General features: G+C 59.0%; 16 protein-coding genes and 1 tRNA gene. 14 read left to right on the top strand and 3 right to left on the bottom strand.

Annotated features, from left to right (window positions below; genetic code table 11):
- Positions 1-87 precede the first annotated feature (87 nt).
- Positions 88-981: a LysR family transcriptional regulator gene (locus DW937_RS11380; protein WP_120120979.1), complete on the bottom strand. Its 894-nt coding sequence runs from the start codon at positions 979-981 to the stop codon at positions 88-90.
- A gap of 209 nt (positions 982-1,190) precedes the next feature.
- Here DW937_RS11380 and DW937_RS11375 point away from each other — a divergent pair, with 209 nt between their 5' ends.
- The 12 genes from DW937_RS11375 (at position 1,191) to DW937_RS11320 (ending at position 15,827) form a co-directional block, all read left to right on the top strand.
- Positions 1,191-2,411 carry a dicarboxylate/amino acid:cation symporter gene (locus DW937_RS11375; protein ID WP_120120978.1) on the top strand — a complete coding sequence of 407 codons (1,221 nt, stop codon included), beginning with the start codon at positions 1,191-1,193 and terminating at the stop codon, positions 2,409-2,411.
- A 41-nt stretch (positions 2,412-2,452) separates the two neighbouring features.
- Positions 2,453-3,121, top strand: coding sequence for an L-serine ammonia-lyase, iron-sulfur-dependent subunit beta (sdaAB, locus tag DW937_RS11370; protein ID WP_120120977.1), 669 nt, complete (start codon positions 2,453-2,455; stop codon positions 3,119-3,121).
- 19 nt (positions 3,122-3,140) lie between these two features.
- On the top strand, positions 3,141-4,016 hold the full coding sequence (gene sdaAA / locus DW937_RS11365) for an L-serine ammonia-lyase, iron-sulfur-dependent, subunit alpha (protein ID WP_120020692.1): 876 nt from the start codon (positions 3,141-3,143) through the stop codon (positions 4,014-4,016).
- Between the two features lie 231 nt (positions 4,017-4,247).
- Positions 4,248-4,976, top strand: coding sequence for a glucosamine-6-phosphate deaminase (gene nagB, locus DW937_RS11360; RefSeq protein ID WP_097777043.1), 729 nt, complete (start codon positions 4,248-4,250; stop codon positions 4,974-4,976).
- A gap of 125 nt (positions 4,977-5,101) precedes the next feature.
- Positions 5,102-6,868 carry a tyrosine-protein phosphatase gene (locus tag DW937_RS11355; RefSeq protein WP_120120976.1) on the top strand — a complete coding sequence of 589 codons (1,767 nt, stop codon included), beginning with the start codon at positions 5,102-5,104 and terminating at the stop codon, positions 6,866-6,868.
- 380 nt (positions 6,869-7,248) lie between these two features.
- Positions 7,249-8,820: a ribonuclease Y gene (gene rny / locus DW937_RS11350; protein WP_120120975.1), complete on the top strand. Its 1,572-nt coding sequence runs from the start codon at positions 7,249-7,251 to the stop codon at positions 8,818-8,820.
- A 112-nt stretch (positions 8,821-8,932) separates the two neighbouring features.
- A complete protein-coding gene (locus tag DW937_RS11345) occupies positions 8,933-9,451 on the top strand; it encodes a hypothetical protein (protein WP_120120974.1) in 519 nt (172 codons plus the stop codon).
- Between the two features lie 430 nt (positions 9,452-9,881).
- The gene (locus DW937_RS11340; RefSeq protein WP_120020672.1) at positions 9,882-11,579 is read left to right on the top strand and encodes a peptide ABC transporter substrate-binding protein; all 1,698 of its coding nucleotides are present in this window, start codon (positions 9,882-9,884) and stop codon (positions 11,577-11,579) included.
- 163 nt (positions 11,580-11,742) lie between these two features.
- Entirely contained in the window at positions 11,743-12,678 is a 936-nt protein-coding gene (locus DW937_RS11335) for an ABC transporter permease (protein WP_005936865.1), read from the top strand.
- A 1-nt stretch (position 12,679) separates the two neighbouring features.
- Positions 12,680-13,783, top strand: a complete 1,104-nt coding sequence (locus DW937_RS11330; RefSeq protein WP_097774146.1) for an ABC transporter permease — start codon at positions 12,680-12,682, stop codon at positions 13,781-13,783.
- A gap of 13 nt (positions 13,784-13,796) precedes the next feature.
- The gene (locus DW937_RS11325; RefSeq protein ID WP_120120973.1) at positions 13,797-14,894 is read left to right on the top strand and encodes an ABC transporter ATP-binding protein; all 1,098 of its coding nucleotides are present in this window, start codon (positions 13,797-13,799) and stop codon (positions 14,892-14,894) included.
- Positions 14,895-15,827, top strand: coding sequence for an ATP-binding cassette domain-containing protein (locus DW937_RS11320; RefSeq protein WP_120120972.1), 933 nt, complete (start codon positions 14,895-14,897; stop codon positions 15,825-15,827).
- 442 nt (positions 15,828-16,269) lie between these two features.
- Here the strand turns inward: DW937_RS11320 and DW937_RS11315 are convergent.
- Positions 16,270-16,343: transfer RNA gene (locus DW937_RS11315), tRNA-Ile, on the bottom strand.
- Positions 16,344-16,414: 71 nt separating this feature from the next.
- Complete coding sequence (locus DW937_RS11310) at positions 16,415-16,834, bottom strand: hypothetical protein (RefSeq protein WP_120120971.1); 420 nt, start codon at positions 16,832-16,834, stop codon at positions 16,415-16,417.
- 123 nt (positions 16,835-16,957) lie between these two features.
- On the opposite strand from DW937_RS11310, the gene DW937_RS11305 reads away from it, so the two are divergent.
- A complete protein-coding gene (locus tag DW937_RS11305) occupies positions 16,958-17,458 on the top strand; it encodes a hypothetical protein (protein ID WP_005938897.1) in 501 nt (166 codons plus the stop codon).
- Positions 17,455-18,747 (top strand): family 10 glycosylhydrolase, encoded by a 1,293-nt coding sequence (locus DW937_RS11300; protein WP_120120970.1) that lies wholly within the window; start codon positions 17,455-17,457, stop codon positions 18,745-18,747. The genes DW937_RS11305 and DW937_RS11300 overlap by 4 nt, the downstream gene beginning before the upstream one ends.
- Positions 18,748-18,810: the final 63 nt, after the last annotated feature.

Raw genomic sequence — 18,810 nt, 5'->3', positions numbered from 1 at the left:
CTTTGCAAATTCCTGAAATCTCCTCAGCACAGCAGCCCCCCGGGCGGTGAACCGCCCGGGGGGCTGCTGCTTTCTGTATTATCTGTATTATAAAAGCGGAAGGTCCGGCCCGGAGGCCAGCTGGATGAAGGCGTCCATTTCCCGGGTGCAGCATTTATCCTTGTGGTAGAACATCTGGCGGTACATGGTCAGCCGGAAGTCTGACACCTCCAGAATGCGCAGATCTCCTCTGGACGCAGGCTCGGCCACAGCGAAGCGCGGCAGCAGGGAAATGCCGGAGGAGCGCTCCAGCATCTTGATGATAAAGGAGGTATCGCTGATCTCAAGGCTGGGGGTCAGCTCGATCTGGCGGGAAGCCAGAAACCGGTCAAAGGTGCGGCGGTAGTTGGCGTTGCGTTCGGTGAGGAAGAAGGGCTTGTCCAGAAGCTCTGCTACCCGGTACGGGCCGGGGTGGCCGAGGTTGATGTCCGGGGAAGCCACGAACACCACCTCCTCCGGCACCTCGTTGCACTTGTGCCAGCTGTTGGAGTAGCGCGGCTCGTCCAGAATGCAGATGAGGTCCACCTCGCCGCGTTCCATCTTTTCGATCAGCTCTTCCGGGGAGCCGGTAGTGACCCGAAGGCTGACTTTGGGGTGTTCCACCCGGAACTGATGCATCAGGCCGGGCAGACGGAAAAAGCAGAGAGATTCCAGCGTGCCGATGTGCAGGCAGCCCTCCAGCTCGGCATCCTCGCTCAGGGCGCGGCGGGCATTGTGGATGGTATCCAGAATGCTGTTGGCGTATTCCAGAAAGCACTGGCCCTGTGCGGTCAGGATCACCCGCTTGCCCATGCGGTCGAACAGGCGCACACCCAGCTCTTCTTCCAGCGCTTTGATCTGCACGGTAACGGCAGACTGGGAATAGCCCAGACTTTCCGCTGCCTTGGAAAAGCTCTGGAACTGGGCGGCACGGATCAGGGTGTTCAGCTGGCGCACTTCCATGGCAAAGCTCCTTTGCTATTAATATTTTTAAACTATAACTTTAGTTTTATGAATTTGAATCATGCATATGTCTATGTTAAACTAAATGTGTCAACACGTCAAGTGAAAATTTGACGTTTCGTGAAAGGCTGGCCGTGCGGGCTGCGGCGGAGAGAGCGCTGTCAGGTGCCGCACAAAGGTCAGGATAGGAAAAGGAGGATTTTATTCTTATGGAAAAGAAAAAATTCAAGCTCGGACTGCTGCCGAAGCTGCTCATCGCCATCGTGCTGGGCATCATCATCGGCCAGTTCTTCCCGGTGTGGTTCTGCCGGGTCGTCGTCACGGCATCCAGCATCTTCAGCTCGTTCCTGAAGTTCGTCATCCCGCTGATGATCGTGGCCTACGTCACCATGGGCATTGCCGACCTGAAGAGCGGCGCAGGCAAGCTGCTGCTCATCACGGTGGCTCTGGCCTACGGCTCCACTCTGATCGCAGGCTCGGCATCCTATCTGGTGTCTGCAAACCTGTTCCCCAGCTTCATGAGCGAAGGCGCTCTGGAACAGATCGCCGCCACGGCTGACAACTCTCTGGCCAGCTACATCTCCATCTCCATCCCGCCCATTCTGGACACCCTCTCTGCCGTGGTGCTGGCCTTTGTGCTGGGCCTGTGCATGTCCACCTTGCGCGGCAAGACCATCGGTGATACACTTTACAACGGCATGAAGGACTTCTCCGGCATCATCGATCAGGTGCTGCACAGCGTCATCATCCCGCTGCTGCCCCTGTACGTCTGCGGTACCTTCATCGACATGACCAAGTCCGGCAAGACCTTTGCCATTCTGGGCATCCTGTGGAAGGTGTTCCTGGTGGTCATCATCATGCATCTGGTCTGCATCTTCCTGCAGTTCTGCGTTGCAGGCGCTGTGAGCCACAAGAGCCCCTTCAAGATGATCCGCAACCAGATCCCCGGCTACACCACCGCTCTGGGCACCCAGTCCTCTGCAGCCACCATCCCGGTCAACCTGCAGTGCGCTGCGGCTGACGGCATCAGCGAGCAGATCCGCAACTTCGTGGTGCCTCTGTGCGCAAACATCCACATGGCAGGCTCCATGATCACCATTACCGCCTGCGCAACTGCCGTCTGCCTGATGAACCAGCTGCCCATCAGTCTTGCTACCGTGGTGCCCTTCATCATGACTCTGGGCGTTGCCATGGTGGCTTCTCCCGGTGCTCCCGGCGGTTCCATCATGACCGCTCTGCCCTTCCTGTACATGATCTTCGGCGCTGAGGCCGGCGACCCCAATGGCTCCATCTGCGCCATCATGGTGGCTCTGTACATCACCCAGGACTCTTTCGGCACTGCCTGCAACGTCTCCGGCGACAACGCCATCGGTGTCATCGTGGAGACCATCTACCAGAAGTTCATCAACAAGAGCAGCACAAGCGTCTGATGCGCCCTGCGCGGTTCTTGACCTGACAGGAGTGACACCCCATGGCATTTATCAGTGTTTTTGATGTTCTGGGCCCGAACATGATCGGCCCTTCCAGCTCCCACACCGCAGGTGCGGAGATCATCGCCTTTCTGGCACAGAAGATGATCGCCCCGCCGCTGAAGCGGGTGGACTTTACCCTCTACGGTTCCTTTGCCAAGACCTACCACGGCCATGGCACCGACCGCGCCCTGCTGGGCGGCATCATGGGCTTTTCGGCCGATGATACCCGCATCCGGGATTCCTTTGCCATTGCCACCGACCGCGGCCTTGGCTACAGCTTCACCCCCAATGAGGTGGAGACCGATATCCACCCCAACACGGTGGATATCCGCATGGAGAATGCGGCCGGTCAGGTGATGACCGTGCGCGGTGAATCGCTTGGCGGCGGCAAGGTGCGCATCGTGCGGATCAACGGCGTGGAGGTGGACTTTACCGGCGAGTACAATGCCCTCATCGTGGTGCAGAAGGACAAGCCCGGCGTGGTGGCCCACATCACCAAGATCCTCAGCGACCGCAGCGTGAACATCGCGTTCATGCGTCTGTTCCGCGAGGAAAAGGGCCACACGGCTTACACCATCGTGGAGTCGGATGAGCGCCTGCCCGAGGGTGTGGATCAGCTGCTGCTGGCAAACCCGAACATCAACGATGTAATGGTCGTGCAGCCGTAAGGAGGGACAAGCGATGAACATGGATTTCAAGTCCGCCAAGGAGCTGCTGGACCTGTGCGAGGAAAATCAACTGCCCATTTCGGAAGTGATGCGCCAGCGGGAATGCATTCTGGGCGAAGTGCCCCGGGATGCTGTGGATCACCGCATGGCAAAGGCATGGGAGATCATGCGCGCTTCTGCCACCCAGCCGCTGAAAAAGCCCATCAAATCCATGGGCGGGCTCATTGGCGGCGAGGCCAAAAAGCTGGAAACACATTATAATAAGAAGAAAAACATCTGCGGCGATGTGCTGCAGAAGGCCATGACCTACGCCATGGCCGTGCTGGAAGTGAACGCTTCCATGGGCCTGATCGTGGCTGCACCCACCGCAGGCTCTGCAGGCGTGGTGCCGGGCATGATGCTGGCCCTGCAGGAGTGCTACCGCATCTCCGACCAGCGCATCGTGGATGCCTTGTTCAACGCCGGTGCCGTGGGCTATCTTGCCATGCGCAACGCCACCGTGGCCGGTGCCGTGGGCGGCTGTCAGGCCGAGGTGGGCATTGCGTCTGCCATGGCTGCTTCTGCCGCCGTGGAGCTGATGGGCGGCGACCCGCAGCAGTGTCTGGATGCAGCTTCCACCGTGCTGATGAACATGCTGGGCCTTGTGTGCGACCCCGTAGGCGGGCTGGTGGAGTATCCCTGCCAGAATCGCAACGCTGCCGGTGTGGCCAACGCCCTCATTGCAGCAGAACTGTCCCTGAGCGGCATCCGCCAGCTGATCCCCTTCGACCAGATGCTGGATGCCATGTACGCCGTGGGCAAGCGCCTGCCCGCCGAGCTGCGCGAGACCGCCCTTGGCGGCTGTGCCGCCACCCCCGCCGCCTGTTCCGTCTGCGGCCTGTGCAGCGGGAACTGATCTTTCAACATGCAGCGCCGCCGGTGTGGAAACGCCCGGCGGCGTTTTTGCGCGTTTGTGACCGGAAATGCCGGCCCGAACGTCGGGACTTTGCATCTTTTTGTGCAAACACGCCGAAAAGATGGCCGGGATGACTGGCGCTTGTCTGCGAAATGTGATAAACTAAATGCAGAAGTGCTCTGCGCAGCCCGTGCAGAGCGGCAAAAAAGATGATAAGTGAGGTCGTTTGTAATGAAGATCATTCGTGCAAAGGATTATGCGGATATGTCCCGCAAGGCAGCCAATATCATTTCGGCACAGGTCATTATGAAGCCCAACTGCGTGCTGGGTCTGGCGACCGGCGGCACCCCTGTGGGCGCGTATGCACAGCTGGTGGACTGGTACAACAAGGGCGACATCGATTTTTCTGAGGTGACCACCGTCAATCTGGACGAGTACCGCGGCCTGCCCAAGGAGCACCCGGAAAGCTACTGGAGCTTCATGCACCGCAACCTGTTCGACAAGGTGAACATCGACCCTGCAAAGATCAACCTGCCGGACGGCACCAACCCCGATGCAGAGGATGCCTGCGCAAAGTACAACCAGATCATCCACGCTGTGGGCGGCATCGACCTGCAGCTGCTGGGCATCGGCCACGACGGCCACATCGGCTTCAACGAGCCGGGCGAAGCCTTTGAGCTGGAGACCCACTGCGTGGATCTGACCCCCGAGACCATTGAGGCAAACAAGCGCTTCTTTGACGGCAATGTGGATCTGGTGCCCAAGCAGGCCTATACCATGGGCATCAAGACCATCATGCAGGCACGTAAGGTGCTCATGGTGGCAAACGGCGCAGGCAAGGCCGAGATCATCAAGAAGGCATTCTTCGGCCCCGTCACTCCGGAGGTGCCCGCAAGCATTCTGCAGATGCATCCGGACTTCACGCTGGTGGGCGACGAGGAAGCTCTGAGCCTGATCTGATCGTTCCGCGCTCTGACTGCCGCACGGTGCAATGCTGTGCGGCAGTTTTTTGCTGCCAACGGCTTTACAATCGCGCAAAAAGGCGGTATTCTTTTATATATGACACTTTTCTCAGGGAGGAAACCATGGATATCCGCCAGCTGCACTACTTTCTGGTATTGTGCGATGAAATGAATTACAGCCGCGCGGCACAGCGGCTGTTTTTGTCACGGCAGGCACTGCGGCAGAGCATCTCTGCGCTGGAAGCCGAGCTGTGCGGGCCGCTGTTCCTCAGCGCCCACCACAAGCTCACCCTTACCGACCGCGGCATGAGCCTGCAGCGCCATGCCGCGCCGGTAGTGGAGCAGTTCCAGCAGATGCAGGCATCCCTGCGGGCCGAGATCCAGTCGGCGCAGCCGGTGCGCATCGGCATCAGCGTGTCGCTGGTGCCGGACTACCTGCCCGGATTGGAGACCCAGCTGGACAAGTTCCGCCAGCAGTATCCCCATGTGGAGATGCGCTTCCGCATGATGGACAACGATGCGGTGGCGGACGATGTGGAGCAGGGGGAGCTGGACGCGGGTCTGGTCATCGATCTGGGCTGTGCTGCGCCGGTACTGGCCCGCACCACCCTGCGGGCAGACCCTGCCTGCCTGCTGGTGCCCCGGGGGCACGCGTTCTGGGATAAGGAGAGCATCCCGCTGGCAGAGCTGCGCGGTCAGCGGGTGCTGCTGCCCAGCTTGCGGCAGGATCTGTTCAGCCCGCTGTGGTCGGCCTGCGCCCGGTTGGGCTTTGCGCCGAATGCGGAGATCGGCCCCAGCTTTTATCAGGCCTATTATCTTGTGCAGGAGCAGCTTTGCACCTGTCTGACCCGCTATGAACCGGGAGCCAGACGGGAACTGGACCGTGTGCGGGATGTGCTGCTGGAAGATCTGCCCCCGCTGTGCGTCTCACTGGTGCAGCGGCGGGATCATTCCTCTGCCTACATCGACCTGCTGCGCAGCTACCTGATGGAGGTGCTGGGCGGTTCGGCCAGCCTGCCGCCCCGCCGCGGACGGCCCGCAAAGCCGTTCTACAATTTCCCGGTGCTGTCCAGTGCTGCGGCAAAGGCTGCACCGGCCCACCCGGTGCCCGGCACCCAGCTGGATTTTGCCGGCGGCACCAACTTCCGGGAGCTGGGCGGTTACGAAGCCGACGAGGGCAAGCATATCAAGTGGGGCCAGATCTGGCGCGGCATCCCTACCTGCAAGCTCACCGGTGAAGCCGACCGCGCGAAGCTGGACGCGCTGGGCCTGCGCCTGATTCTTGATCTGCGCAGCAGCGGGGAAGTGCAGAAAGAACCGGACTACGTACCGGACGGTGCACGTCTGGTGCAGATCTGCGGCCTGTGCGCCGAGGACGGCCACGAGATCTCCTTTGCGCCGGATGGTATCGCCGCCCTGATGAAGGGCCATGAAGAAAGCGCCGACGGCAGCACCTTCATGCAGGCGATGTACGAGCGGATGCTGTTTGGCAACAAGGCCTTCAAGGAGCTGTTCCGTGCGCTGGAAGCAGGCGAGACCCCCATCCTGTTCCACTGCTCGGCCGGCAAGGACCGCACCGGCGTGGCGGCCATGCTCATTCTGCTGGCACTGGGCGCTTCGGATGAGACGATCTGTGCGGACTATGAGCGCACGAACCTCTGCCGCAAGGCTGAGATCGACGCAGTGCTGGCGGAGCACGCCGAAGAGATCGCGGCAAACCCGGCCTGCCGGATGCGCTATTACCGCAAGGCGGGCGTGGACCCGGCAGCCGCACCCTTTGTGCTGCGCACCATCCGCGCAAAATACGGCAGCGCCGAGAACTATCTGGAAGCCGAATACGGCCTGACCCCTGCGCGCCTGATGCGCCTGCGCAGGATGTATCTGGAATAAACGGGAACGGGGACGGCATCCGGTGCGGATACTGTCCCTGTTTTCTGCACAAAATGTTCTGCGGAGCAGGGTTTTCCTCTTGACAAGCGGGCAAATGTTTCGTACTATAAATAGTAGTATGGAATAAAAGACGCTGTGTGCAGGTCGTTCCCGTGACCCGTGTCCCTTACAGGCAGAGCCTGCCTGTTTTTATATAAGATAGAACCGTAGATAGAAAAGCTTGCAGCCTGTTCGTGCGGCATTGGCCGTGCGTGTGGTTTTGTTGCCACTTTTTGCATTGAAAGCTCGCTTATAAAAATGTTTGCAGCCTACACCTGCCCTACAGCGTCTCCTGCTTATGATTCAGAATTTTGAATTCTAACAAAGGAGAGTGAAACGCGATGACCGCGATTGGAGTGATCGTGGCCCTGATCGCTGCTGTGATCGGCGTTGGTGCGGGCTATTTTATTGGCTACAACAACCGTAAAAAGACCGCCGAAGCCCAGATCGGCAGCGCAGAAGCCGAGGCGACCCGCCTTGTGAACGAAGCGATCAAGACCGCAGAACAGAAACGCAAGGAAGCGGTTCTGGAAGCAAAGGACGAGGCCTTCAAGCTGAAGGCCGAGGTGGATGCCCAGAAGGCAGAAGCCGATAAGGAGATCAAGCAGCGCCGTGCGGAGATCAGCCGTCAGGAGAACCGCATCGACCAGAAGGAAACTGCCCTCGACCGCAAGACCGAGGCGCTGGAACGCAAGGAAGAAGAGCTGAAAAAGCGCGCCGCTGAGGCCGAGGAGCGTCTGGCTGAGATCGATGCCCTGCGTGCCAAGGAGATGGAGCGGCTGGAAACGCTGGCCGGCCTGAGTCAGGAGGATGCCCGCGAAGTGCTGCTGCACAAGGTGGACGAGGAACTGACCCACGAAAAGGCTGTGCGCGTTGCCGCCTATGAGACCGACCTGAAGGAAAACTGCGACAACATTGCCCGCAACCTGATCGGTCAGGCCGTCAGCCGCTGCGCTGCCGACCACTGCAGCGAGACCACCGTGAGCGTGGTGCCGCTGCCCAGCGACGAAATGAAGGGCCGCATCATCGGCCGCGAAGGCCGCAACATCCGCGCCTTGGAGACTGCTACCGGCGTGGACCTGATCATCGACGATACCCCGGAGGCCATTACGCTGTCCTCCTTCGACCAGACCCGCCGCGAGGTGGCCCGCATGACGCTGGAACGCCTGATCGGTGATGGCCGCATCCACCCCGCCCGCATTGAGGAAACGGTGGAAAAGTGCCGCCACGAGCTGGAGCTGCAGATGAAGCGCGAGGGCGAGCGCGCCGTGATGGAGCTGGGCATCCATGGCCTGCACCCGGACCTCATCAAACTGATCGGCCGGCTCAAGTACCGCACCAGCTTTGGCCAGAACGCTCTGAACCACAGCATGGAGGTGGCATGGGTGGCCGGTCTGCTGGCAGGCGAAATGGGTGTGAATGTGACCATGGCACGCCGTGCCGGTCTGCTGCATGATATCGGCAAGGCGCTGGATCACGAGATCGAGGGCAGCCATGTGCAGATCGGTGTGGACATCTGCCGCAAGTACAAGGAAAATACCCAGATCATCCATGCCATTGAGGCTCACCACGGCGATGTGGAGCCTAAGACTCCGCTGGCCTTCATCATTCAGGCTGCCGACGCCATCAGCGCTGCACGCCCGGGTGCCCGCCGCGAGAACGTGGAAAGCTACGTCAAGCGTCTGGAAAATCTGGAGGAGATCTCTTCCAGCTTTGAGGGCGTGGAGCAGGCCTTTGCCGTGCAGGCAGGCCGCGAAGTGCGCATCATGGTCAAGCCCGATGTCATCAGCGACGATCAGGTGATCCTGCTGGCACGCTCCATTGCCAAGAAGATCGAGGACACGCTGGATTACCCCGGCCAGATCAAGGTCAATGTGATCCGCGAGAGCCGCGCTGTGGAGTACGCAAAATAAAGTTTTGCCCAAAAAGCTGCCGTGCAGATGCACAGCAGCTTTTTTCTGCTTGTAATCCGGCGGCAAAAAAGGTATCATGGAGAAAAACAGACCGAAAGGGGAGAACCACTCTATGAAACATGCAAGAAAATGGCTGGCCTGCCTGCTGGCGGGTGCACTGGCACTGGCGGTGCTGGCCGGATGCAGTGCACTGATGGACGGCACGGTGCAGAAGGATACAGAACAGGCCAAGGCCCTGATGAAAGAGGTAGACTCCAGCCTGACCTATAATACCGATCTGGAAGATGCAGCCAGCCGTCTGGCAGACTGGCTGGTGGAGGACTCCACCCAGCTGACCACCCAGTCCGGCCTGCTGACACGCAAGGTGCCCATGACCACCGGCTCCGGTGCCATGCTGGACAAGAATGTGTACGAGTTTATCGATCATTCCACCAGCTTTCTGTTCCTGCCAAAAGGCGTGGTGATCGGCCTTGCAATGAACAACGAATGGGGCTTTACCGGCTACCTGTATGCTCCGCCGCTGAGCGAGGCGGGCAGTGCACTGCGCAGCTATGCGGCAGGCCGCACACAGATGGGCGCGGTGTTCATTGAATACGGCGGCGAGATTTACGTAGTGGCGATGTTTGCCTGAAAAACGAAAAAACGGTGTTTCCCTGCTGAGAACGGTGCGTTTTCAGCAGGGATTTTTTGAGTCTGGTATGTGCACAAAAAACGGGTTGAAAGTACGACTTATGCACAAAAAATGAAAATACACAGGTGAAATCTCTTCATCTGTTTCCGGGAAAAACACAAAAAACTCATGTTTTCGTGAAACTGTATTTTGCGAAAATACAGTACATCTTCAAATCTGCACAAAAATAAAAACATATTTTTCACTGACCATTGGTCAAAGCACAGAAAAACAGCCGGAAGCCTTTCTTTTTTAGGTGGAACAGCGTATAATGCGGATATCGCACAAAGGTGTGCAGTGCTCCAGAGGAGGAGCAAAAAACCTTTGTGCATTTTTCACCATTCAATGCTTTACTTTAATAAAGCATTGAGGCAAGAGAGAGGGAAAAAATATGAAATTCGATCGTCGTATTTCTCGCCGCAGCTTCCTGGCTGCTGCAGGCGTATCGGCTGCTGCACTGGCTCTGACTGCCTGCGGCGGCTCTTCCAGCACCGCTGCTTCCGGCTCCACCGCTGCTTCTGGTGCAGCCGCCTCTGCTGAGGGCGGTGTGCTGAACGTCATGCTGGAGACCGAAGTCCAGTCTCTGGACCCCCAGCTGGCTACCGACGGCACCTCCTTTGAGGTCATCGCATGCTACACCGACGGCCTGATGCAGATGGATGCGAACGGTGCAGCCGTGGAGGCTCTGGCAGAGAGCTATGAGCTGAGCGAGGACGGCAAGACCTACACCTTCCACCTGAAGGATGCAAAGTGGTCCAATGGCGATGCCGTTACCGCAGCCGACTTCGTGTTTGGCTGGCAGCGTGCTGTTGACCCCGCAAACGCATCCGAGTATGCCTACATGCTGAGCGATATCGGTCAGGTGGTCAACGCCGCCGAGATCATTGCAGGCGACAAGCCCGTCACCGATCTGGGCGTCACCGCAGTGGACGACAAGACCCTGAAGGTGGAGCTGAATGTTCCGGTCAGCTACTTCCTGAGCCTGATGTACTTCCCCACCTTCTACCCCATGAACCAGAAGTTCTTTGAGAGCTGCGGCGATACCTACGGCACCAGCGCAGACACCGTGCTGTCCAACGGTGCATTCGTGCTGACCAGCTATGAGCCGGCTGCCACCGCTTTTGAGCTGGTGAAGAACGCCGATTACTACGATGCCGACCGCATTGCGCTGGACGGCCTGAACTATCAGGTCATCAAGGACAGCCAGCAGGCTCTGATGAGCTATCAGAACGGCGATCTGGATATCACCCTGCTGAACGGCGAGCAGGTCGAGCAGGTCAAGGACGACCCCGAGTTCACCAGCGTGGGCGCCGGCTACCTGTGGTACATCAGCCCCAACATGGACGCTGTGCCGGAGCTGGCAAACCTGAACCTGCGCCGTGCCATCACCTTTGCACTGGATCGTGATTCCATCACCAATGACGTGCTGAAGGACGGCTCTTCTCCCGCCTACACCGCAGTGCCCGCACAGTTCGCCACCGGCCCGGACGGCAGCGATTTCAGCGCCGACCAGACCAAGTTTGCAGAGTTCTGCGCATACGATCCCGACAAGGCTGCAGAGTACTACGAGCAGGCCAAGGCTGAGCTGGGCAAGGATTCCTTCTCCTTCACCATGGTCGTCGATGCCGACGATGCTCCTCAGAAGGTCGCTCAGGTCGTTCAGGAGCAGCTGCAGACCACCCTGCCCGGCTTTACTCTGGAGCTGAAGGTAGAGCCCAAGAAGCAGCGCGTGCAGGATATGCAGGACGGCAACTTTGAGATCGGCCTGACCCGCTGGGGCCCCGACTACGCCGATCCCATGACCTATCTGGGCATGTGGGTCACCGGCAACTCCAACAACTACGGTCTGTGGAGCGACGCTGACTACGATGCCATCATCGCAGAGTGCACCACCGGTGATCTGTGCACCGATCCCGAGGGTCGCTGGGAAGCCATGTATGACGCTGAGTCCATCGTGCTGGAGCAGGCCGCCATCTTCCCGCTGTATGGTCAGTGCAACGCCGAGATGATCTCTTCTGCCGTGACCGGCGTGGACTTCCACCCGGTTGCTCTGAACCGCGTCTACAAGGACGCAAAGAAGAGCGTCTGATCCTGATCGAGAACTGAAATGCCGCACAGTGGCAGCGAAAATGCCGCTGTGCGACTTTTTGGCTTTTGCACTGTCCGCGTGCGGTGCACGGCTGACCGCGGCAGGCGGGAGCCGTTCTGCCCCGTGCAGGGCGGAGAAGAAACTTTAAGGGGGTCTACCCAACGTGAAAAAATACACGCTCAAGCGTATTATCACTTCGTTGTTTACGCTGCTGGCCATCCTGCTGGTGTTGTTCATCCTCATGCAGCTGATGCCCGGTTCGCCCTTCAACGATGAAAAGCTGACACCGGAAATGCGCGCATCCCTGTACGCAAAGTACGGTCTGGATCAGCCCATCTATGTGCAGTTCTTCCGCTATGTGACCAACATGCTGCGCGGTGACTTCGGCGTAAGCTACAATATTTCCAAGAACACGCCCATCTCCCAGCTGATCCAGTCCCGTCTGCCCATTTCCATCCGTGTGGGCGGCATGGCTGTTACACTGGGTGCCATCGTGGGCCTTGTGCTCGGCATCATTGCAGCCCTCAAGCGGGACACCATCTTCGACACTCTGGCCACCATCATCTCGGTCATCGGCGTGTCGGTGCCGTCTTACGTGATCGCACTGGCCTTGAGCTATACCTTTGGTTTCAAGCTCAAGTGGTTCCCCATGCTGTTCAGCGCAAAGGACGTGTTCGGCTCCAGTGTGCTGCCCAGCATCTCGCTGTCCATGTTCACCATGGCTTCCATTGCCCGCTTTACCCGCAGTGAAATGATCGAAGTTCTGGACTCCGATTATATGCTGCTGGCCGAGAGCAAGGGCATTTCCGGCCCGGCGCTGATCTTCCGCCACGCGCTGCGCAATGCGCTGATCCCCATTATCACCGTGCTGGCCCCGCTGATCGTGGACCTGATGACCGGCTCGCTGGTGGTGGAGAAGATCTTCGCCATTCCCGGTGTGGGCAGCCTGCTGGTGACGGCCATCCAGTCCAACGACTACAATGTGGTCATCAGTCTGAGCTTCATCTACAGCGCCATGTACATTGGCATCATGCTGGTCGTTGACCTGCTGTACGGCATCATCGACCCGCGCATCCGCTTGGCAAAGGGGGACGACTGATATGGCAGAAAAAGCGATTCACCTGGGCGGCGAAGCCACGGCTGATGCCATCGTCAGCGCAGTGGATACCATGTATTCCGAGCACACCTTCAACGAGAAGGACTTTGTGCTCAAGCATAACGACGCAGAGATCGCAATGGACTCGAACTTTGCCGCACAGAGCTTCTGGAAGGATGTGCGGGTGCGCTTCTTCCGCAAAAAGAGCGCAGTGCTCGGCCTGATCCTCGTTGTCTTTATCGTGCTGCTGGCGGCATTTGGCCCCGGCATGAACGAGTATACCTACTCCGGTCAGGAGCTGAGCCAGAAAAACTTTGCGCCCCGCGTGCAGGTGCTGGAGAACTTCGGCATCTTCAACGGTGACGAGAAAATGAGCACCACCACCGGTTCCAAGACAGTGAATGCCTATGTGGAAAAGGGCAAGGAGGATGTCTACTACTGGTTCGGCAGCGACACCTATGGCCGCGATATCTGGACCCGTACCTGGGAGGGTGCCCGCGTGTCCCTGATCATCGCGGTTGCCGCCGCCATCATCGATATGGTCATCGGCATGAGCTACGGCCTGATCTCCGGCTACTTTGGCGGCAAGGTGGATATGATGATGCAGCGTTTTCTGGAAGTTGCCAACGGCATCCCCCGTCTGGTGATCGTCACGCTGCTTCTGCTGGTGCTCAAGCCCGGCATGATCACCATTATCTTTGCCCTGATGCTGACCGAGTGGGTGGGCATGAGCCGCATTGCCCGCGCTGAGATGCTCAAGCTGAAGGATCAGGAGTTCGTGCTGGCCTCCCGCACGCTGGGCGCAGGCAGCTTCTTCATCATCTTCAAGGAAGTGCTGCCCAACATCATCGGACCCATCATCACGCAGGTCATGTTCAGCATCCCCACCGCAATTTTCACCGAGGCATTCCTGTCCTTTGTGGGTCTGGGCATCCCGGTGCCGCAGTGCTCGCTGGGTTCTCTGATCAGCGAGTTGTACAACAGCTTCACCACCCATCCTTATCAGATCATCCCGCCGATGGTGGTCATGAGCCTGCTGATGATGAGCTTCAACCTCGTGGCCGACGGCCTGCGCGAGGCTCTGGACCCCAAGATGAAGAGTATGTAAGGAGGAACACCCCATGCCTGAAAAGAAAAAAGAACAGGTCTTGTCGGTGCGAGACCTTGATATCACCTTTAAGACCACCGCAGGCCCGGTGCACGCCATCCGCGGCGTGAACATTGACCTGTACAAGGGCGAAACGGTGGCGCTGGTGGGCGAATCCGGCTCCGGCAAGTCCGTTACCATGAAGGCCGCCATGGGCATTCTGGCCCAGAACGCTACCGTGAACAGCGGTTCCATCCAGTTCAGCTACCATCACGCTGATGGCAGCCCCGAGACGGTGGATCTGCTGCAGAAGGACAAAAAGTGGATCCGCCGCCACATCAACGGCAAGCGCATCGCCATGGTGTTTCAGGACCCCATGACCAGCCTTGACCCCACCATGCCCATCGGCAAGCAGATCATGGAGGGCATGCTGTGGCACTACAAGATGCCCAAGGATGCCGCCTACAAAAAGGCTGTGCAGCTGCTGGAAGAGGTGGGCATCACCGATGCCGAAAAGCGCATGAAGAGCTACCCGCACCAGCTGTCCGGCGGTATGCGCCAGCGTGTGGTCATTGCCATTGCACTGGCCTGCGACCCCGACCTGCTGATCTGTGACGAGCCCACCACGGCACTGGATGTGACCATTCAGGCCAAGATCCTGGAGCTGATCCGCAGCATCCAGCGTGAGCGCGGCATCTCTGTCATTTACATCACCCATGATCTGGGCGTTGTGGCAAAGGTGGCCGATTATGTGGACGTGATGTACGCAGGCAAGATCGTGGAGACCGGCACCATCGACGAGATCTTCTACGAGCCGCGCCACCCCTACACATGGGGCCTGCTTTCCGCCATGCCCGATCTGGACACCGCAGACGACCGTCTGTACACCATTCCGGGTTCGCCGCCGAACCTGCTGCATGAGAAGCAGGGCGATGCCTTTGCGCCGCGCAACCACTTTGCCCTGAACATCGACGACGAAGTGGACCCGCCCATGTTCAAGATCAGCGACACCCACTATGCAGCTACATGGCTGCTGGACCCCCGCGCACCCAAGGTGGACATGCCGCCTGAGCTTGCTCAGCGCATTGCCCGCATGCGTGCCGAGGCAGAAAAGATCAAGGAGGCGGAATAAATGGCAGAACAGAATGCTGCTCCGCTGCTGAAGGTCGAGGGCCTGAAGCAGTATTTCCGCGTGAGCAAGAGCTATACCGTCAAGGCTGTGGACAATGTCAGCTTTGAGATCTATCCCGGCGAGACCTATGGTCTGGTGGGCGAGTCCGGTTCCGGCAAGTCCACCATCGGCCGCAGCGTCATCCGCCTGTATGACCCCACTGCCGGCAAGATCACCTTTGACGGGCAGGATATCAGCGGCAGGCTGAACCACAGCCAGAACAACACCCTGCGCACCCAGATGCAGATGATCTTTCAGGACCCTATGGCATCCCTGAACCCCCGCAAAAAGGTGGAGGATATCATCGGCGAGGGTCTGGACATCCACCACATGTACAAGACCCGCGAAGAGCGCCGCGAAAAGGTGGAGAAAATTCTGGCCAAGGTGGGCCTTGCGCCCGAACATGCCGAGCGTTATCCCCACCAGTTCTCTGGCGGCCAGCGCCAGCGCGTGGGCATTGCCCGCGCCCTCATCATGAACCCCAAGCTCATCATCGCAGATGAGTGCATCTCGGCGCTGGATGTGTCCATTCAGGCACAGGTGGTCAACCTGATGAAGGATATCCAGCAGGAGACCGGCACGGCCTACCTGTTCATTGCGCATGACCTTTCCATGGTCAAGTACATCTCGGACCGCATCGGCGTGCTGCATCTGGGCCACCTGCTGGAGACGGGTACGACCGAAGAGATCTTCGAGAATCCCATCCACCCCTACACCCGCAGCCTGCTGTCGGCCATCCCGCTGCCGAATCCGGTGGTGGAAAAACGCCGCGTGGCTGAGACCTACGACTATGCATCTTCCGGCATCGACTACAATAAGGGCACCGATCACCTTGTGAGCGGCAGCCACTATGTCAAGTGCACCGACGAAGAGTTTGCAAAATGGTGCAGATAAGAACAAAATGAGAAAGGCATCTGCGACGCTGTTTCGTTGACCGAAACCGCTGCAGATGCCTTTTGTTTGTCATGAACTGCATCCGACACCTTTTGACATTCCTATGCGCTGGGACCCGCAAAGGGAACTGACGGTTAGGGCCTTACGGGTTGCGTTTGCTGATTTTTCCGCAGCCCCTTGGCAGGGCTTTGAAAAATCAGAACGCTGTCCCAACAACTCCTCCCTGTTTCGGCCGCAGGCCGCGGTCGTCGTCGTTGCTGTTCAAGTCTTGGCTGGCCCTCAGAACGGCATCCGACACCTTTTGACATTCCTATGCGCTGGGACCCGCGCACTAAACAACAGCCCACCGGGCTGTTGTTTGCCCCGCCCATGGCGGTGCTGTGCTGTTCAAGTCTTGGCTGGCAACAAAAAAGAGCACCCCGATGGGTGCTCTTTTTTGTTATGGGCCAGCCAGGACTTGAACCCGGGACCAAGCGGTTATGAGCCGCCAGCTCTGACCAACTGAGCTACTAGCCCGCATATTCTGCGCTGCGGCACTTACAAGTATACCAAAAACAGCGCAAAATGAAAAGCATTTACACAAAACTTTATTTGGTGCGGTGGGCATCCAGCTTTTGCTGCATAAAACGATCAAGCATTTCCTGCGGGAACAGCGGCTCCTTGTAGCCAAAGGCCTCGCGGATGAAGATCAGGGTCACTACGGTCTGACGACCGGGGTCCAGCCGGAGGGTATACAGGGTGTCCAGCGGCTGCTGGGTGGGCTGGTGCAGGGTGAGATGCATCAGAAAGCCGCCGTCCTTTTCCCGGCAGCACTCGTACACGAACTCGTCGGTGTCCCTGTGCTCGTCCAGCCGGTCGAAGCACTCGTCCAGCGGCAGGTCGGTGCGGAACTCCGAAAGGCCGGCGGGGCCGTACTGGCTGCGGCGGGTATTCTCGCGCCGGGACAAAAGAAAAACGATCACGCCAAGCACGGCGGCAAGCAGGACAATGGAAACTGCGGCGTTCATGAAGATCCTCCTGAAGAGTTTTTCTTATTGTAACACAACCCGCATACTTTTGTGCTATAATATTTTTAATTCTTTGAAAATTTTGTCAGGAGCCTGCGCACTGCTGCAGGCGGGAGGAACACAATGAAGCTCAAATTTACACGCAAGACCTGGTACTTTTTCCTGCTGGCGGCAGCGGCAATGTCCATGCTGGGCGGCTTTGCCGTGCTGGGCGGCATGGATTTTTCGGGGCTGGAACTGATCGTGTTCTGCATCACCGGCATTGCAGTGCTGTTTTTGGCCGCACAGAAGGGTGCTCCCGCCAAGGATAAGCGCAGCTACACGCTGGTGTTCGTGCTGCTGATGCTCAGCAAGCTGGCTGCAGGCGGCTGGGCGGGCGACCTGTGCTCGGCACTGGTGTGGCCGGGCCTGCTTGCCATCGAGTACGGCCACGGCAGGCCCATCCAGCGCCCGCTGCAGCTGGTGTGCATCTCGGAAGCGCTGCGCCTTTTGTTCTGGCTGCTGACGAAGTATGCGGGCATGAGCGCCCTTGCCTTCTGGACGAACATCATGTTCGTGCTGCTGGCCTGCGCCCGCGGCTGGGCAGCGCTTGTGCTGTATAAGACCCAGGAGGAGACCCTGTGACTCAGCGGCGCAAGTCCAAAAAAACGGAAGCGGAACCGCGCCGTGTGAACCGGCGCACCTTTCTGGCGGGGGCCGGTGCTGCTGCCTGTGTGGGTGCGGGGCTGTGGCTGCGCAGAAAAATGTTTTCCAAACGGGACAAAACGAAAGCGGAAAAACAGTCTGTTGAGAATCCTGCCCTGCCTGCAGGCGAGTGGCGGGCCGTATGGGTGAGCTATCTGGAATGGACAGCAATGGATTTTTCCTCGGCGGATGCCTTCCGCGCCGGGTGCGTGCAAATGCTGGAAAACTGCGCGGGCCTTGGGCTGAACACGGTGCTTGCGCAGGTGCGGCCCTTCGGGGATGCACTTTACAAAAGCCAGCTGTTCCCGTGGAGCCACCTGTGCACCGGCGTGCAGGGGCAGGACCCCGGTTTTGACCCGCTGGACATCCTTTTGCAGGAGGCCCACGGGCGCGGCCTTTCGGTGGAAGCGTGGCTGAATCCCTACCGGCTGCGGTCCTCTGCAGCCATGCCGCCGAATCTGGCAGAGAACAACCTTGCCAACACCCACCCGGAATGGGTGTGTGCAGTGGGCGACGGGCTGTATCTGAACCCGGCCGAGCCTGCAGCGGCGGACTATGTGGTGCAGGGCGTGGCCGAGCTTTTGCGGAACTACGCGGTGGATGGCATCCACTTTGACGATTATTTTTACCCTACGACCGAAGAAAGCATCGATGCGGCGCAGTTTGCGGCCAGCGGTGCGGCAGACCTTGCAGCATGGCGGCGGCAGAACGTGACCGCCTTGGTCAAGAAAGTGTACGACACGGTGAAGGCTGCAGACCCGACGCTGCGCTTTGGCATCGCTCCGCAGGGGAATCCCGACAACGACCTCAACAGCCAGTACAGCGATGTGACGACGTGGCTGGCTGCGGGCGGGGAAGAACAGGTGGTGGATTATCTCTGCCCGCAGATCTACTGGGGCTATGGCTACACGCTGCAGAGCGGCAGCATCCGCTTTGCCTTTGAGAACATCGTGCCCGCGTGGCTGGCGTACCCGCGCGCAGAGGGCGTGGCGCTCTATTTTGGCTTGGGCGCGTACCGCGTGGGCGCAGGTGACGGCGGCGCAAACCCGGACAGCGTGAGCGGCTGGAGCACCGGCGATGTGCTGGCCCGGCAGGTGCAGGACCTGCGCAGTCAGAACGCGGGCGGCTGGGCGCTGTACCGATACGGCAGTCTGTTTGGTGCAGGTGCGCCGGAGCAGGCCGCTGCCGAGTGTGCTGCCCTGCGGACGGTCACTGGCAAAGAAACGTAAAATCAGGCGGCAAACCGCACAAAAAGAAAAGCCCCGGCGGGGCTTTTCTTGCAGTACGGCACA

The sequence above is a fragment of the Faecalibacterium sp. AM43-5AT genome (genome assembly GCF_003603345.1).
Lineage (GTDB): Bacteria > Bacillota > Clostridia > Oscillospirales > Ruminococcaceae > Faecalibacterium > Faecalibacterium taiwanense.
The sequence above is the reverse complement of the archived record's forward strand: the minus strand, read 5'-3'. Positions and strand labels throughout refer to the sequence as shown.

Coding starts and splice junctions, on each gene's coding strand:
- DW937_RS11380 (WP_120120979.1), bottom strand. CDS start 981: ATGGAAGTGCGCCAGCTGAACACCCTGATCCGTGCCGCCCAGTTCCAG.
- DW937_RS11375 (WP_120120978.1), top strand. CDS start 1,191: ATGGAAAAGAAAAAATTCAAGCTCGGACTGCTGCCGAAGCTGCTCATC.
- sdaAB (WP_120120977.1), top strand. CDS start 2,453: ATGGCATTTATCAGTGTTTTTGATGTTCTGGGCCCGAACATGATCGGC.
- sdaAA (WP_120020692.1), top strand. CDS start 3,141: ATGGATTTCAAGTCCGCCAAGGAGCTGCTGGACCTGTGCGAGGAAAAT.
- nagB (WP_097777043.1), top strand. CDS start 4,248: ATGAAGATCATTCGTGCAAAGGATTATGCGGATATGTCCCGCAAGGCA.
- DW937_RS11355 (WP_120120976.1), top strand. CDS start 5,102: ATGGATATCCGCCAGCTGCACTACTTTCTGGTATTGTGCGATGAAATG.
- rny (WP_120120975.1), top strand. CDS start 7,249: ATGACCGCGATTGGAGTGATCGTGGCCCTGATCGCTGCTGTGATCGGC.
- DW937_RS11345 (WP_120120974.1), top strand. CDS start 8,933: ATGAAACATGCAAGAAAATGGCTGGCCTGCCTGCTGGCGGGTGCACTG.
- DW937_RS11340 (WP_120020672.1), top strand. CDS start 9,882: ATGAAATTCGATCGTCGTATTTCTCGCCGCAGCTTCCTGGCTGCTGCA.
- DW937_RS11330 (WP_097774146.1), top strand. CDS start 12,680: ATGGCAGAAAAAGCGATTCACCTGGGCGGCGAAGCCACGGCTGATGCC.
- DW937_RS11325 (WP_120120973.1), top strand. CDS start 13,797: ATGCCTGAAAAGAAAAAAGAACAGGTCTTGTCGGTGCGAGACCTTGAT.
- DW937_RS11320 (WP_120120972.1), top strand. CDS start 14,895: ATGGCAGAACAGAATGCTGCTCCGCTGCTGAAGGTCGAGGGCCTGAAG.
- DW937_RS11310 (WP_120120971.1), bottom strand. CDS start 16,834: ATGAACGCCGCAGTTTCCATTGTCCTGCTTGCCGCCGTGCTTGGCGTG.
- DW937_RS11305 (WP_005938897.1), top strand. CDS start 16,958: ATGAAGCTCAAATTTACACGCAAGACCTGGTACTTTTTCCTGCTGGCG.